We start from the raw sequence: 14,381 nt of genomic DNA, 5'->3' as shown, positions 1-14,381 counted from the left end.
TGAACGCTTTGATAATGGATTATAACAGCACGCGCAGCTTTACAATGACGCTGGCGCACCGTGCGGTGGGGGACATCCGCCGCGGGGGTTTCCGTCAGTTGCGCAACTATGTGGATATGTGTGCAACATTGGCCAAAAAGCCGCAGCAGAAGGATTTTTTTGCCTATGCGCAGCACGCGCTGCAGCGCACAGACAGCTGCTACTACAGCCTGATTCACCGCTTGCTTGATACCGTGGACGAGGACCGTATCTGCACGGTCGGCGTCAATATGGGCTTCGGCGGGCTGATTTACGGCGCCAGCGAGATGAAAAAGCAGGCTGATGCGGACGGTAAGCCCATTGCATGGATTACAGCCGCCCGCTGCGGGGATGACCGGCTGGAAGCGCTTATCCCGGAGGCTGCCAAGCACGGCAGCTTTGTCTGGCTGCTGGATGCCACCGCCGGGGATTCCACGCGTGCCGTGGCGCTGGCCAAGGCCAACCCCCAGAGTGCATTCGGCCTGCTGGCGGATCCCGCCGCGCTGGATGATGCCTGTGTGGACGCCCTGTCTGCCTGCCGCAATCTTGTTGTGATGCCGCTGCTGCAGACGCCGGAGCTGACCCCTGAGGCCTGCCGCGCCGCCCGCCGCCTAAAGGCGCAAAAAATGTTCTATGCGCTGACCGTGCTGGTGGAGGATGACACCGTGCCGGAGGTTATGCAGGATGACTGGCTGGAAAGCATTGCGCAGGAAGCGCTGTTCTGCGTCTGCGCCCGCAAACCGGGTGTTTCTGAAGAGGCCTCCCATAAGCTGCGCCGCAGCATTGTGGACGGCCGTATGGAGACAGGCAAGCCGGTGCTGCTGCTGGACTGGGACGGGGATGTCCGCTACCTCAACGAGCACATTTCCGAGCATATGACCTTTGGCTCTGTGCTGGCGGAGGGGGAGAGTTTCCCACTGCAGCTGGGCTGAACAAATCGCAAAAAATCACAAAAAGCGGCCCCGCACCGATGGTAGAATCGGATGCGGGGCCGCTTTTGTTCTGTTTATTGCAGATTGCCGCGCAGCAATTGCTGCATAATATCGTGGTTGAAAACCGGGAGCGAAATGTCCGACACGGAAGAGAGCGCATTGCTCTTCATACCGCCGAACACCCACGGAATCAGAATCCCCATCATGGCACCGGCAAAGAACTGCCCGGCCATCTGCGTCCGGTCAGAGGGAATCTCCGGGTTCAGCTCCCGGGCGTTCTGCGCAAAGATGGAGCAGAGATAATCGAACATATATTGCTGCAGGCTGTTCTGGCCGTTGTAGGCCAGAGCGTTGCAGTAAAACACCTTGTTTTCAAGAAAATAGGTTTCCAGCGCAGTCAACAGGGTGCCCCAGCTGGAATAGGCGCTGCGCTCCACCAGAAACTGGGTGATGCCGCTTTGAAAATACCAGTTGACCAGATCATACTTGTCCTCAAAATGGTAGTAGAAGGTGTTGCGGCCAACTCCGGCGTGGTCAACAATGTCATTGACCGAAATCTTTTCCAGCGGGGTGGTGACCATAAGCTCCTGCAGGCTTTGGGCCAGCAGCTGCTTGGTTTGGTTGGAACGAGGCATGGCGGAAACCTCCTGCAAAAATGGTTGGAAAATATCGTATTTGCATTATAACACATTTTCGACACAAAGTGCAAATAGTTTGTGCCTTCGGTGAAAACAGAACGGCCGGATTTGTATGACAATTTGCACCGAATGTTTGGTTTTGCCTGCTGCTGCGGGCTTTGCAGGCGGCCTAGTTGAACATTCCCCGATTTTTGTCTATGTACATACGTGCGGAAAAAGGCATAAAATGGGGTATGTTCAAACGGAGAGAAAAGGAGAGCAATAGATTATGCCGATGAATAAAGTGGTTCATGCCGCCCAGCGCGTTGCTTTCAGCGCCGCGATTGATTCTGCCATCAAGGCAGTGCGCGGCAAAGGCCCTGAAAATATGGCCGAACAGGCCGTCAAGCTCGTCAATCTGGCCCAGCCTCTGCTGGCCCATCGTTATCCGGACGCCGACTGGGACAAGGTGCGTGCCTTCGTGTCTGACCCCAACGGCAAGTGGATGGAGTACGCCTACAAGGCCATCAACGAGATTGACCCCCATATTTTGAAGATGAACACCCTGAACCTGGTGTATGAGGGTATGTTCGCGGGCTATAACTACGTCATGGAGCTGCGCAAGCAGTATGACTGCAATATGCCGTGGATTCTGCTGTTTGACCCGACCTCTGCCTGCAATCTGCACTGCAAGGGCTGCTGGGCTGCTGAGTACGGCAACCGCCTGAACCTGAGCTTTGAGGATATGGATCGCATTGTCACCGAGGGCGAGGAGCTGGGCATCCACTGGTATATGTGCACCGGCGGTGAACCGACCTGCCGCAAGGAGGATCTGTTCAAGCTGGCTGCCAAGCACCAGAACTCTGTGTTCCACCTGTTCACCAACGGCACCCTGATTGACCAAGCCTTCTGCGACCGCGTCAAGGAAGTGGGCAATATGGCCTTCTTCATCTCCATCGAGGGCATCGGCGATGCCACCGATGACCGCCGCGGTGAGGGCGTCTATGACCGCGTCATGCACGCCATGGACCTGATGAAGGAGAACGGCTTGCTGTTCGGTACCTCCATCTGCTACACCAGCGCCAACTACAAGGCCGTCACCAGCGACGAGTTTATGGATATGCTCATCAGCCACGGTGTGCGCTTCAACTGGTACTTCCACTATATGCCCATCGGCGACGGCGCGAATGTCGATCTGATGCTGAACGCCGAGCAGCGTGAGTATATGATTCACCGTGTGCGCGAAATCCGCGGCTACACCGGCGGCAAGCCCATCTTCTGCATTGACTTCCAGAACGATGGTGAGTACATCGATGGCTGCATTGCCGGCGGCCGTCAGTATGCCCACATCAACCCGGCCGGCGATGTGGAACCCTGCGTCTTTATCCACTACTCCAACGCCAACATCCATGACAAGAGCCTGCTGGAGTGCCTGCAGCAGCCCCTGTTCAAGGAATACCACAAGGGTCAGCCCTTCAACCACAACCATCTGCGTCCCTGCCCGATGCTGGAGAACCCCGAGCTGCTGGGCGAGATGGTCAAGCGCAGCGGTGCCCACAGCACCGATATGCAGCAGCCGGAATCCACGGATGACGTGTTCCGCCGCTGCCGCCCCTACGCCGACCAGTGGACGCCCTCCGCAGAGCGCATCTGGGCGGAGGAGCACGGCGGCTGTGCCTCCTGCACAAGCTGCTCCGGCTGTGCCTCCAAGTAAGATAAGCTAAGTTTAAGCCTCGCTGTTTTTGCAACAGCGGGGCTTTTTTTTGCGTCGCTTTTTTGCACATTTCACCGTTTGCGGATTTTTTCCCGGCGCGGGGCATATAGTGGCAGTAGACCCGGTGCAGGGGAGGTGGGCGTATCAAAACGGTGGTGTATCTGGATGTACTGCTGCTGACGAATTTCCTGTTGGCGTATTTTCTGCTGCTGGCGGCGGGGGCACTCAGCGGGCAGCGGGCACCCTTCAGGCGGATGCTGGCGGGCAGCGGCGTGGCGGCGCTCTCGGCGCTCATCCTGTTTGCGCCGGAGCAGCCCTACCCGGTGCAGACGGCGTACAAGCTCGCCACGGCGGTGGCAGCAACGGCGGCGGCCTTCGGGTGGCAGAACCGGCGCAGGCTGCTCACGGCGGCCTGCTGGTATGCGGCGCTGAACATTGCACTGGCGGGGCTGGTGCTGCTGGTGCTTTTGGGCACGGGCACACAGCTGCTGGACACCGCCAATCTGACGGTGTATCTGCATATTTCTCCGTTACTGCTGTTGGTGCTGTCCGGGGTGTGCTGCGCCGGGGTGGAGCTGGCCATGCGCCTTTTTGCCCGGCGGGAGCTACCCTCCAAGACGCAGGGACTTGAATTTGAGCTCTGCGGCCAGCCCATCCGGCTGCGGGCCGCGCTGGACACCGGCTGCCATTTGAAGGACCCCATCACCTGTTTGCCGGTGCTGCTGGTCAGCTACCCGGACGCAAGGGCGCGCCTGCCCGGGGCAGTGTGCGGCTTTCTGGATAGCTGGTTTGCCGGGCAGGCACAGGCTGACCCGCCGCCCGGCGTGCGGCTGCGGTTGGTGCCCTGCGGCACCGCGGCGGAAAAAAGCCTGCTGCCCGGCTTTGCCGTGCCGGGTATCAGCCTGATTACCGAAAACGGCGTGCTGGGACTGGGACGCAGCGCGGTGGTGTTCGCGCCGCGCTCCTTCGGCAGTGCCGCCTATGAGGCATTGTACGGCAGTGATTTTTTGTGAGGGGGAGAGACTATGTGCAAGGAACTGTATCTGCTTTGGCTGCGGCTGACAGCGCCGCAGGAGCTGCACTATATCAATGGGGCCGACACCCTGCCGCCGCCCCTGCCACCGGAGCAGGAACGGGACGCACTGGCGGCGCTGGCACAGGGGCAGCCGTGGGCGCGGGATTTGCTCATCACACATAATCTGCGTCTGGTTGTGTACATTGCCAAAAAATTCGAGACCCCCACCGCGGGCATTGAGGATATGATTTCCATCGGCACCATCGGGCTGATTAAGGCCGTCAACACGTTTGAACCAACCAAAAACATCAAACTGGCAACCTATGCCAGCCGATGCATCGAAAACGAAATTTTAATGTACCTGCGCAAGAGCTCCAACCGCCGTCAGGACGCCAGCATTGATGAGCCGCTGAACACCGATACGGACGGCAACGAGCTTTTGCTGATGGATGTGTTGACCAGCGACGGCCCGCAGGTGGGCGATGAGCTGGAGCGCAATGCCGAGTGCGCCGCCCTGCGGGGTGCTGTGGGGCGGCTTTCCCCGCGGGAGCGCCGCATCATGGAGCTGCGCTTCGGGCTGAACCATGAGACTGAGCACACACAGAAGGAGGTTGCCGACACGCTGGGCATCTCCCAGAGCTATATTTCCCGGTTGGAAAAACGCATCATCCGCCGCCTGCGCCGGGAGTTGGAGACGGTCTTGCCCTAAGCCATGGCCTCCGCCCGCGTGTTTGTCACAAACTCCACCGCCAGCCCGGCAATCATATTCATTTCGGGCTGCAGAGAGTACAGCAGATACTCGTACCCGTCCCGCGCCCACGATACGCTGGTGATGCGCCCGGGATTCTGGCGGTGGGTCACGGTAATACCGTCGATGGTGTAGCTCTGCACATCCTCAAACGCAAGGTCAAAGAACCCGGCGGGGTACAGCATCTGCCCCTGCCGCGCCGTGCGCAGGCTCATGCGGCGGCCCGGCACGATGTCATAGTCAATCTCCGAGACCTGTCCCTCGATAAGCCAGTAGCGGTAGGGCAGGATGATTTCGTTGCTGGGCGCGGCAGATACCCGGAAGCCGCCCGCCTGACCGTAGTTGGGCTGCAAATATTCGGTGCGGGTTTCGCGGCCCTCGCACTGCTCCTCCCGCCGCAGCACCAGAACCAACACCAGCGCTACCGATACCACTGCCAGCAGCACCAGCACAAGGACAAACCACAGGGAGTCTACCATAAAAATCCCTCCTTTTCCGTATGGTATGCCGCCGCGGGGCACAGTGTGCAAAAATTACCAGTCTGTACCGGCGCAAGCCTGCCCATACTCCCGGTAAAAGAATTGGGGGTCAACAGGGATGTATGCAGGAAAGGTAGAGCTTTGCGGCGTGGACACGGCCCGGCTGCCGGTGCTGAGTGAGGCTGAAAAAAGCCGCCTGCTCCGGGCGGCCCGGGCGGGGGACAGGCAGGCCCGGCAGGAGATGGTGCAGGGCAATCTGCGGCTGGTGCTCAGCGTGGTGCAGCGGTTTGCGGGCCGGGGCGAGAATATGGACGATTTGTTTCAGGTGGGGTGTATCGGGCTTATCAAGGCCATAGACAATTTTGACCCCAGTCTGAACGTGCGGTTCTCCACCTACGGCGTGCCGATGATTGTGGGGGAGGTCAAGCGCTACCTGCGCGACAACAACGCCGTGCGGGTCAGCCGTTCCATCCGGGATCTGGCCTGCCACGCCATGCAGGCGCGGGAGGAACTGCAGATGCAGAATGGCCGCGAACCCAAGGTCTCGGAAATTGCGGCACGGCTGGGGGTCAGCCCGGAAAATGTGGCCATGGCGCTGGGCTCTGCCGTGACGCCCGCCAGCCTGTATGAGCCGGTTTACTCGGACGGTGAGGACAGCTTTGCCCTTGTGGACCAGCTGCGGGATGCAACCGGCGAGGAAAGCTGGATAAGCGATATGATGTTCCGCGACACGGTCAGGGCGCTGACCCCGCGGGAACGGCGGATTATCGCCCTGCGCTACCTTGGCGGCAGAACCCAGACGCAGGTGGCCCGCGAAATCGGCATCAGTCAGGCGCAGGTCAGCCGCCTGGAAAAAGCCGCCCTGAACCACATCAAGGAGCAAATCTGCGCGGATTGAGGGCAGAGTGCCGCAAAAAATCAAGCCCCGGCAGTATGACTGCCGGGGCTTGGTTCAGTGCTTATACAACCTCAATGCCGCACGCGGCCAGGGCGCGAGCAAAGGATTTCGGGTTCTTGTACAGGATGCCGGTGATGCCCAGATTGTAGGCGGCCTGCGCGTTTGCCTTGTTGTCATCAATGAAGATGGTTTCATCGTAGGCAAGACGGAAGGTCTGCATCAGGGTGGTGAAAATCTCCGGCTCGGGCTTGCACAGGTGCACATCGCAGGAGGCAATGCCGCCGTCAAACAGCGAGAACCACTCCCGCTGGCGCAGCTCGTCCATAATGTCGGCGGGAATGTTCGTCAGATAGTACAGCCGGTAGCCTGCGGCCTTCAGCTTGCGCATAATCTGCACGGTGTCCTTTTTGGTGCGCAGCATCCCGGCCCACTCCTCAATGCAGGTCTGTACCTCAAACACGCGGTTGGCGCGGGCGGCATTTTCCAGCATACTGCGGTTGGCCTCCTCACGGCTGATGGTGCCGCGGTCAAGGTCCTGCCATTCCTGACTGCCGAAAACGAGGGCATAGGTCTCCTCCTCGGCCAGACGGTTCATAAAATGGTTCATCAGAAAATCCTTCGGCGCAAAGTCCACAACAACGCCGCCGAAATCAAAGATAATATTCTTATACATACAAGCCTCCGTAAGGGTGCGGGTTTCTCTTTTCCTATTATACACGGATTCCCGGCAGGAAACAATTCCTTTTTTGCTGCATAGGATGCAAAAGAGAGGGGGTCTGCAGATGACGCTGCGCGACTTAAGTGAGAAGGACGTCATTCAGCTGCAAACAGGGGAGAATCTCGGCCGCATTGACGATCTGGCCTTTGACGAGAACGGCGGGCGTCTGCAGTCGGTCATTCTGCGCGGGCGGGCGCACTGCTTCGGCCTTCTCGGGTGTGAAGAGGACCTGATTCTTCCGTGGGAGAGCGTGCGCCACGTGGGCACAGACGTCATTATGGTGGACGCCGAGCCCATGCCCGGCACAAAGCGCCGCCGCTGAAGAAGAATAATCGTATAGTTTGCGTAAAATTCTGCAAAATAAGATGCTTTTTTTAGAACAATATGCTATAATTAAGATTCGACAGGGAGGATGGGGGATTTCTATGCAGACCACACGCAGGCTTCTGGCACTGACCGCGCTGGCGGCGGTGCTCATCGCGGTGGGTGCACTGTTTCTGATAGCCCCTGTATGGCAGTGGCAGCGCCCTGCAGCTGCCTATGTCCCGGCGGCGGTCGCACAGCCAACAGCAACGCCCGCGCCAACCATCATCGACATCAACACCGCCACCGCAGAGGAGCTGACCGCCCTGCCGGGCCTTGGCCCGGAGAAGGCCGCCGCGCTTGTGCGCTACCGCGAGGAAAACGGCCCGTTTGCCGCCTTGGCGGACGCCGCCGCGGTCAAGGGCATTTCCCTGCGTATGACGGAAAGCTGGGCGGGGCTGGCCGCCGCAAAATAATAGGAGGAGATCCACTTGGAAAAAAAGCCGGAAAGCATCTTCATCAACCGTGAACTGAGCTGGCTCGATTTTGACAGCCGTGTGCTGGCGCTGGCCAAGGAAAAGTCCGTGCCGCTGGTGGAGCGCGTCAAGTTCGCGGCCATCTTCGGCAGCAATATGGACGAGTTCTTTATGGTGCGTGTGGGCTCGCTCTATGACCAGACGCTGCTGAAGGCCAACAAGACCGACAACGTCACCCATATGACCGCAGCAGAGCAGATTGCCGCCATCACGCCGCGTGTGGCCGAGCTGCAGGCAAAGTGCGATAAATACTTCCAGCATCTGGTTGCCGCTCTGGCGCAGGAGGGGTATAAGAAGGTAGACTTTGCCAAGCTCAGCAAGCAGCAGGAGCATTTCTGGAAAACCTACTTCCAGCGGGAGGTTTTGCCGCTGCTCAGCCCGCAGATTGTCGATTCCCGCCATCCGTTTCCCTTCCTGAGCAACAAGGATATTTATTACATCGCCCAGCTGCGCAGCAAGAATGAGGGCGTCAGCTACGGCATTGTGCCGGTCAGCAGCCAGTTTGAGCGCGTGCTCTTCGTCAAGGACGGCGAGATGACCTGCTTTGCGTTTGTGGAGGAGCTGATCGCCCACTACGCAGCGTCGATTTTCAGTGCCAGCACCGTGCAGAAGCAGTGCCTGTTCCGCGTGACCCGCAACGCCGACATTACGGTGGACGAGGGCATGATGGACCACGATGTGGACTTCCGCGATGTGATGAGCGAGCTGCTGAAAAAGCGCCGTAAGCTGGCGGCGGTGCGGCTGCAATTCTGGCCAGAGGCCCATCAGGAAATCGTGAAGTTCCTGCGGGACAAGCTGGAGGTTCCGGCAGACCGCTGCTATGCCCAGACCTCACCGCTGGATTCCGGCGCTCTGTTCAAGTTGGCCGGGCGCATCTCCGGCGACGGCGGCCACGCAAACCTGTTCTATCCGCCGGCCAAGCCGATGCAGGCCCCGGTGGGCTATGACCTGTACACCGAGGTGCGCCGACACGATGTGCTGCTGGCCTATCCGTACCAGAGCATCCGCCCCTTCATCAAGATGTTGCTGCGGGCGGGCGCAGACCCGGATGTTGTCTCCATCAAGATGACCCTCTACCGTATGGCCAGCGATTCCCAGATTGTCAACGCCCTGATTGCCGCCGCTGAGAACGGCAAGGAGGTTGTGGCAATGGTCGAGCTGCGCGCCCGCTTTGACGAGCAGAACAACATCGACTGGTCCAAGCAGCTGGAGGACGCGGGTTGCACGGTGTTCTACGGCTTTGACGATTACAAGGTGCACTCCAAGCTGACGCTTATCACCAGCCGTGTCAACGGCCAGTACAAATACTTGACGCAGATTGGCACCGGCAACTATAATGAAAAGACCAGCGAACTCTACACCGACCTGTCCTTCATTACGACCCGGCAGGAAATCGGCGAGGAGGCCAGCGCGGTATTCAACAATATGGCCCTGCAGCGCCTGACCAGCGAGGCAGACACCATGCTGGTCGCGCCACTGCGCTTCAAGAGCGTATTGCTCGAGGAAATGGACCGCCAGATCGCACTGGCCATGCAGGGCAAGCCCGCGTCCATCATCCTGAAAAACAACTCCATCAATGACCCGCAGATTATCAATAAAATCAGTGAGGCCAGCTGCGCGGGCGTGCGCGTGGATATGATTGTGCGCGGCATCTGCTGCGTGCGGGCCGGTGTGCCGGGCCGCACCGAGAATGTCCATATCCGCAGTCTGGTGGGGCGGTACCTGGAGCACTCCCGCATTTACTGCTTCGGCAGCGGGGAGAATATGCGCATCTACATTGCCTCCGGCGACTTCCTGACTCGCAACACCGAGCGCCGTGTGGAGGTGGGCGTCCGTGTGGACGACCCCGCCATTGCCAGAAAGCTGCGCGGGATTCTGGACTTGCAGCTGCGGGACACCGTAAACGCCCGCGAGATGCAGCCGGACGGCAGCTACACCAAGGTGCACCCCGCCGAGGGACAGCCCCCGGTGGACAGCCAGATGGCAATGTTCGGCTACTTCCAGAACGGCTTTGAGAGTGAGCCGGAGAAGCCGAAGCAGGAGCAAAAAACCAAATCGGCCGCTGTAAGGGCCGCCGCAAAGCCGGTGGTCCATCCGCGCACGGCGCTGCGCCCCAAGCGCACAAGCCTGCTGCAGAACCTGTTTGGCCGTGGAAAAAAGTAAGGAGAACCCAAACCATGAAAAGCTGTGTAGTGACTGCAAATTATAGCTGTGACCCCAACAAGGTCTGGCTGTACCTGACCAAGCCGACGCTGAACAACTGGCGCAAGGACGTCAGCGGCTATGAGGAAAGCGATGACGGCATGAGCGCAACCGAGAAAAACACCGACGGCAGCGAGACGCGGATCGTCTTTACCCGCAAGGAGAAGCCCCGTTGCCTGAGCTGCAATTTCCAGAAGGGAAAAATCAGTGGCAGCTTCACGGCGCTGCTGCTGGGCGGCGGCGATTCCACCAGCGTGGAGTGCACGCTGGACGTGAACGGTCTCGGCCTTTTTGCCAAGCCCGCCAAGCTGCTGGAGGAGCGCCTGGATATGCTCCGCCAGACGCTGGGCGCGTAAATGCTTTCCCCTGCGGGGGAAGCTGTCACCGAAGGTGACTGATGAGGGCCAACCTCACGCAGGCACTTGTTCCCGGTCAATCTGCCCCAACCTATACCACATCCGCCCTTCGGGGCGGATATTTTTTGCACCTTCCGCATACCGTTGTAAAAACAGGGGAGGTGTACGCTATGTGGGAAAATGCTGCCCCCATGCCCGAACAGGAGTCGCCAAAGCCGCCAGTCCGCCGTGCAAAGTCGGAGGAAGAGCTTGTCCTCTGGGCACAGCTGCTCATCAGTCTGGCCGCGGTCGGCTTTGTGCTGGCGGTGCGCGTGCTGGGTCTGCCCACCTACCCGGCACTGCGCCGCGCCTTTGCCGCTGCTATGCAGCCGGAGCAGTCCCGCTTTCTCGGCGAGGAACGCAGCCTTTTGAAATTCACCGAGCAGGCCGCCGAGGACCTGACCTGGGCTGCGCGCAGTATGTGGGAGGACTTTACCGCTACGCCGGAAACCGCCCGCAGGCCCCACAGCCAGCCTGCGCCGCCCGCCTACGCCAAAGAGGAAAGCTACACGCCGGACTTTGCGCTGTGTTTTCCGCTGCCGGAAAGCACGTCCCGCAAAACCTCCGGCTACGGCTGGCGCACCGACCCGATGGGCGGCCTTGGCACGGATTTCCACATCGGCAATGACCTTGCGGCTGCTGAGGGTACGCCGGTGCTGGCGGCAGCGGACGGTGTTGTCCGCATAGCGGGCAGTCACAAAAGCTATGGCAGCTATCTGCGGCTGCTGCACGCCGATGGTGACGAAACACTCTACGCGCATATGCAGTACCTGTTTGTGAAGGCGGGGGAGACGGTCACGGCGGGGCAGATTCTGGGCACGGTGGGCGAAACCGGCAACGCTACCGGCCCGCACTTGCATTTTGAGATACTGCACAAGGGCCTGCGGTACGACCCGGCACAGGCGCTGCAAGATGCGTCCTAGCCGCCCGGTGCTGCGCTGGCGTGCGCCGCTGCTCACCCTGCTGGGGCTGACACTGCTGCTGGCCTGTGACGGCAGCGGCATACTGCGGGTGGGGCTGGGGTGCGCTGCCTTGCATGAGTGCGGCCACGCGCTGGCCTACCGCGCTTTGTGGGGGCACTGGCCGGAGCTGGAAATTTCCCCCCTCGGCATCTGCCTGCGGCTGCGCGGCCTGCCGATGCCCCCGGCGCAGGAGCTGGCTCTGGCGGCGGCCGGGCCGCTGGCCAACCTGCTGGCCTGCGCGGCGGTGCTGCTGTTCATGCGCGGGGCAGGGTACAGCTACGGCGGCTACTGGTTTGCCTGCTGTAATCTGCTGGTGGGCGGCAGTAACCTTCTGCCCATGCCCGGCCTGGATGGCTGGCACATTGCGGGGGCACTTCACGGCATATGGAGAACGTAGGGGCGGGGCTTTGCTCCGCCCCTACGTTGCCACAAACTGCAAAACCCCGGGGACGCACGGTCTCCGGGGTTTGTTTTAATTTGGGTTATTTGGATTTACGGCGCTTTTGCAGCACGCAGAGAGCGGTGATACTGCCCAACGTCAGAATGCTGAACAGGGCGGGGGAAGAGCTGTCACCCGTCTGGGGGATAACACCGGATGCCTGCGCGGTGGGCGCGGGCGTGGCAGTCACAGCGGGCCGTGCCGTGGGCGCTGTTGTGGGCGCTGCTGTAGGCGCTGCCGTGGGTGCTGCTGTGGGGGCTGCTGTGGGGGCTGCTGTGGGGGCTGCTGTGGGGGCTGCTGTGGGGGCGGCAGTCGGTTCCGCCGGCTTGGGCGTTGCGGGCGTCGGCGAAGGAGTAGGTGCATTTATACCATGTGCCGCTTTCAGTGCCGCACCCAGGGGAAGATCGGTGACGGTATTATTTTTAGCGGTTGTTGCCTTCCAACGGTTTTCTTTGCCTTCGGCATCGTGATACCAGTCGTCAATGATTTTCTTGTCATCGCTCAAAACCTGCCACTTTGCGCCGGGTTCCAGTGCAGTGATGTTGAAGGTGTTGCCGTCTTTATTGGCATTATAAAGGTCGTCACCGGCCGTGACGGCTTTGTTGTTGTAAACTTTGACGAGCGGCGAGAGACTTACAGTGCCGTATTCATTGTAGATGCCGCCGCCATACTCAAGGGAAGTTACAGGAATGTACCCGCCTTCGTGGTAGGGCATCGTGGTCTTTTTGTTGTTTTCTGTAATAAGGCCGGAATTGAGAATCAACTTAGCAGCGGCCGCAGGCTTGCTAGAAAACTTTGACTCGGAATTGCCGTTTTTGATGGCACGACCATAGTTACCAGTGATGGCAAGGTCGGCATCTGCATTAGCTGTGGTGGTTGCGTAGGGATAATTGTCTAAGCCGCCGACGAGGTTCTCTTTTAAGTAGACGTGTGCGCCGGACTTAATGTTAAGATTATAGCCGTTGGCAAGACCGTAGTTGTAGTTCTTGCAGGAAGAGAGCGTTGCGCCGCTTTCCACGGTCAGAGTGCCGCCGCCGTAAAAATTGCCTTCGTCATCCACGTCAGAATAAACTTGGACGCCTGGACCCCAGTTCCCACTGGAAGTCAATTCAGCACCACTGCGGAGAATACCATTACCACTAATGGCGATGCCGGTGCCGCCGTAAATGGAGTTGCCATTGCCGGTAACATTGACTTTAGAGGTTCCGTCAATGTCAAGGCCGTCAACAAAGACTGCGAACTGCCATGCAGTGTTATTGTACGCAGTCACAAGTGAATGATTAGAAACGGTTAGCGTGCCATAGTAACAGCCAAGGCCACCGTAACCGGCCCAACCGTCGTTGTTGTGGTTTACATCAATGGTGGAGTTATCAGACACAAAGATATTGATGGGGTTGGCCGTGATGCCGTTGTGGAAACAATTCGTAGCGGTCAGAGTAGAATTGTCAGAGACAACAATTTGACCCGTGATTGTTTTGTAATCATCATTTACATCTTCATCAGAATCAATATAGATGCCGCTGCATCCATCTTTACCAGCCGGACCCGGATTCATAAACCCACTGACGGTGAAGTGCGTATTCTTCTGAATGTACAAGTCACCGCCGTTGTAGATGCACAGACCGCTGCCGCCGTTCGTGTTAGGCTCGAGGTTCGTGATGTTCACGGTTTTGCAATTGTCCAGAATCAGTGTGCCGGGGCAAAAGAATACCGCAGAGATATTGGCATTTTCGTCGCTGGGGTTCGTTCCCGCATTGACAGTCAACTCGCGGCAGTTCTTGATGGTCACTTCGCAGCGGGTCGCATAGATGCCCAAATTCTTCAGCGTTAAGCTGTGGTTGTCGGCATTCAGCGTGATTTTCTTCCACGGGACATTAGGATCATCCGAACCGATAAACCGCAGGCCCTCGGTCAACGTCAAATCGCTTTGCAGTGTAATGGTAGCATCGCTACTTGTGGTGTCCTTGCATGCAGCGTTAATCGCCTCTTGCAGCGTCGTATACGTGGTATCGCCAATCTTAGCCACAACAGGGGCAGGGGTAGTAACATCAGCATTTGCCTGCTCCTCGTCGCTATGGCTTTCCTCATTGGGCAAAGCATCATCACTACCGCCGGGCAGCGCATCTTCCTTCACATTCCCGTTAGAATTCCCGTCAGACTGCACGGGTGCCTCGCTGCTGATCGTTGGCCCATCCGGAAGGTTTGGTTCCTCCGCAAAGGCAGGGGTTGCAAAAGCAGAAAGTGCAAAGCAGATTGCCGCCGCAAATATGAACAACCGTTTTCTCACAAGTACCACTCCTAAAACTGTATTATACCCTGTACGTATCCTTGACAAATTTCACCAAAAAATACACGTACAGATGTAATCATAAATGTATAGCAGTGATATTAGCACGTTTAAAACC

At 58.7% G+C, this 14,381-nt stretch carries 15 protein-coding genes; 11 read left to right on the top strand and 4 right to left on the bottom strand.

Features of this window, described 5'->3' with window-relative positions; all coding sequences use genetic code 11:
* The first annotated feature begins 8 nt into the window (after positions 1–8).
* A complete protein-coding gene (locus NE623_RS08300; RefSeq protein ID WP_256272109.1) occupies positions 9–950 on the top strand; it encodes a hypothetical protein in 942 nt (313 codons plus the stop codon).
* Between the two features lie 74 nt (positions 951–1,024).
* On the opposite strand, the gene NE623_RS08295 is transcribed toward NE623_RS08300, so the two are convergent.
* Entirely contained in the window at positions 1,025–1,585 is a 561-nt protein-coding gene (locus tag NE623_RS08295; RefSeq protein WP_256272110.1) for a TetR/AcrR family transcriptional regulator C-terminal domain-containing protein, read from the bottom strand.
* Positions 1,586–1,856: 271 nt separating this feature from the next.
* On the opposite strand from NE623_RS08295, the gene NE623_RS08290 reads away from it, so the two are divergent.
* From NE623_RS08290 to sigK, 3 genes are all read left to right on the top strand, one after another.
* Positions 1,857–3,281, top strand: coding sequence for a radical SAM protein (locus tag NE623_RS08290; RefSeq protein WP_370866720.1), 1,425 nt, complete (start codon positions 1,857–1,859; stop codon positions 3,279–3,281).
* A gap of 152 nt (positions 3,282–3,433) precedes the next feature.
* Positions 3,434–4,294: a sigma-E processing peptidase SpoIIGA gene (locus NE623_RS08285; protein ID WP_256272111.1), complete on the top strand. Its 861-nt coding sequence runs from the start codon at positions 3,434–3,436 to the stop codon at positions 4,292–4,294.
* Positions 4,295–4,306: 12 nt separating this feature from the next.
* Positions 4,307–5,005: an RNA polymerase sporulation sigma factor SigK gene (gene sigK / locus NE623_RS08280; RefSeq protein ID WP_256272112.1), complete on the top strand. Its 699-nt coding sequence runs from the start codon at positions 4,307–4,309 to the stop codon at positions 5,003–5,005.
* Here the strand turns inward: sigK and NE623_RS08275 are convergent.
* Positions 5,002–5,523, bottom strand: coding sequence for a hypothetical protein (locus NE623_RS08275; protein WP_256272113.1), 522 nt, complete (start codon positions 5,521–5,523; stop codon positions 5,002–5,004). The two genes, sigK and NE623_RS08275, sit on opposite strands and share 4 nt — an antisense overlap.
* A 118-nt stretch (positions 5,524–5,641) precedes the next feature.
* Here NE623_RS08275 and NE623_RS08270 point away from each other — a divergent pair, with 118 nt between their 5' ends.
* A complete protein-coding gene (locus NE623_RS08270) occupies positions 5,642–6,421 on the top strand; it encodes a SigB/SigF/SigG family RNA polymerase sigma factor (RefSeq protein WP_256272114.1) in 780 nt (259 codons plus the stop codon).
* Between the two features lie 61 nt (positions 6,422–6,482).
* Here the strand turns inward: NE623_RS08270 and NE623_RS08265 are convergent, their stop codons facing one another.
* A complete protein-coding gene (locus NE623_RS08265; protein ID WP_256272115.1) occupies positions 6,483–7,094 on the bottom strand; it encodes an HAD family hydrolase in 612 nt (203 codons plus the stop codon).
* A gap of 109 nt (positions 7,095–7,203) precedes the next feature.
* On the opposite strand from NE623_RS08265, the gene NE623_RS08260 reads away from it, so the two are divergent.
* From NE623_RS08260 to NE623_RS08235, 6 genes are all read left to right on the top strand, one after another.
* The gene (locus NE623_RS08260; RefSeq protein WP_256272116.1) at positions 7,204–7,461 is read left to right on the top strand and encodes a YlmC/YmxH family sporulation protein; all 258 of its coding nucleotides are present in this window, start codon (positions 7,204–7,206) and stop codon (positions 7,459–7,461) included.
* A 103-nt stretch (positions 7,462–7,564) separates the two neighbouring features.
* A complete protein-coding gene (locus tag NE623_RS08255) occupies positions 7,565–7,918 on the top strand; it encodes a ComEA family DNA-binding protein (RefSeq protein WP_256272117.1) in 354 nt (117 codons plus the stop codon).
* 15 nt (positions 7,919–7,933) lie between these two features.
* On the top strand, positions 7,934–10,141 hold the full coding sequence (gene ppk1 / locus NE623_RS08250) for a polyphosphate kinase 1 (protein ID WP_256272118.1): 2,208 nt from the start codon (positions 7,934–7,936) through the stop codon (positions 10,139–10,141).
* A 14-nt stretch (positions 10,142–10,155) separates the two neighbouring features.
* On the top strand, positions 10,156–10,536 hold the full coding sequence (locus tag NE623_RS08245) for a hypothetical protein (protein ID WP_256272119.1): 381 nt from the start codon (positions 10,156–10,158) through the stop codon (positions 10,534–10,536).
* 170 nt (positions 10,537–10,706) lie between these two features.
* Positions 10,707–11,498: a M23 family metallopeptidase gene (locus NE623_RS08240; protein ID WP_256272120.1), complete on the top strand. Its 792-nt coding sequence runs from the start codon at positions 10,707–10,709 to the stop codon at positions 11,496–11,498.
* Positions 11,488–11,934, top strand: coding sequence for a M50 family metallopeptidase (locus NE623_RS08235; protein WP_256272121.1), 447 nt, complete (start codon positions 11,488–11,490; stop codon positions 11,932–11,934). The genes NE623_RS08240 and NE623_RS08235 overlap by 11 nt, the downstream gene beginning before the upstream one ends.
* 85 nt (positions 11,935–12,019) lie before the next feature.
* On the opposite strand, the gene NE623_RS08230 is transcribed toward NE623_RS08235, so the two are convergent.
* Positions 12,020–14,263 carry a hypothetical protein gene (locus NE623_RS08230; RefSeq protein WP_256272122.1) on the bottom strand — a complete coding sequence of 748 codons (2,244 nt, stop codon included), beginning with the start codon at positions 14,261–14,263 and terminating at the stop codon, positions 12,020–12,022.
* Positions 14,264–14,381: the final 118 nt, after the last annotated feature.

The organism is Gemmiger formicilis (assembly GCF_024462815.1).
Lineage (GTDB): Bacteria > Bacillota > Clostridia > Oscillospirales > Ruminococcaceae > Gemmiger.
The sequence above is the reverse complement of the archived record's forward strand: the minus strand, read 5'-3'. Positions and strand labels throughout refer to the sequence as shown.

What these genes read in the sequence shown, in the direction of transcription:
- NE623_RS08295 (WP_256272110.1), bottom strand. Translation starts at nt 1,585, where the DNA reads ATGCCTCGTTCCAACCAAACCAAGCAGCTGCTGGCCCAAAGCCTGCAG.
- NE623_RS08290 (WP_370866720.1), top strand. Translation starts at nt 1,857, where the DNA reads ATGCCGATGAATAAAGTGGTTCATGCCGCCCAGCGCGTTGCTTTCAGC.
- sigK (WP_256272112.1), top strand. Translation starts at nt 4,307, where the DNA reads ATGTGCAAGGAACTGTATCTGCTTTGGCTGCGGCTGACAGCGCCGCAG.
- NE623_RS08275 (WP_256272113.1), bottom strand. Translation starts at nt 5,523, where the DNA reads ATGGTAGACTCCCTGTGGTTTGTCCTTGTGCTGGTGCTGCTGGCAGTG.
- NE623_RS08270 (WP_256272114.1), top strand. Translation starts at nt 5,642, where the DNA reads ATGTATGCAGGAAAGGTAGAGCTTTGCGGCGTGGACACGGCCCGGCTG.
- NE623_RS08265 (WP_256272115.1), bottom strand. Translation starts at nt 7,094, where the DNA reads ATGTATAAGAATATTATCTTTGATTTCGGCGGCGTTGTTGTGGACTTT.
- NE623_RS08260 (WP_256272116.1), top strand. Translation starts at nt 7,204, where the DNA reads ATGACGCTGCGCGACTTAAGTGAGAAGGACGTCATTCAGCTGCAAACA.
- NE623_RS08255 (WP_256272117.1), top strand. Translation starts at nt 7,565, where the DNA reads ATGCAGACCACACGCAGGCTTCTGGCACTGACCGCGCTGGCGGCGGTG.
- NE623_RS08245 (WP_256272119.1), top strand. Translation starts at nt 10,156, where the DNA reads ATGAAAAGCTGTGTAGTGACTGCAAATTATAGCTGTGACCCCAACAAG.
- NE623_RS08240 (WP_256272120.1), top strand. Translation starts at nt 10,707, where the DNA reads ATGTGGGAAAATGCTGCCCCCATGCCCGAACAGGAGTCGCCAAAGCCG.
- NE623_RS08235 (WP_256272121.1), top strand. Translation starts at nt 11,488, where the DNA reads ATGCGTCCTAGCCGCCCGGTGCTGCGCTGGCGTGCGCCGCTGCTCACC.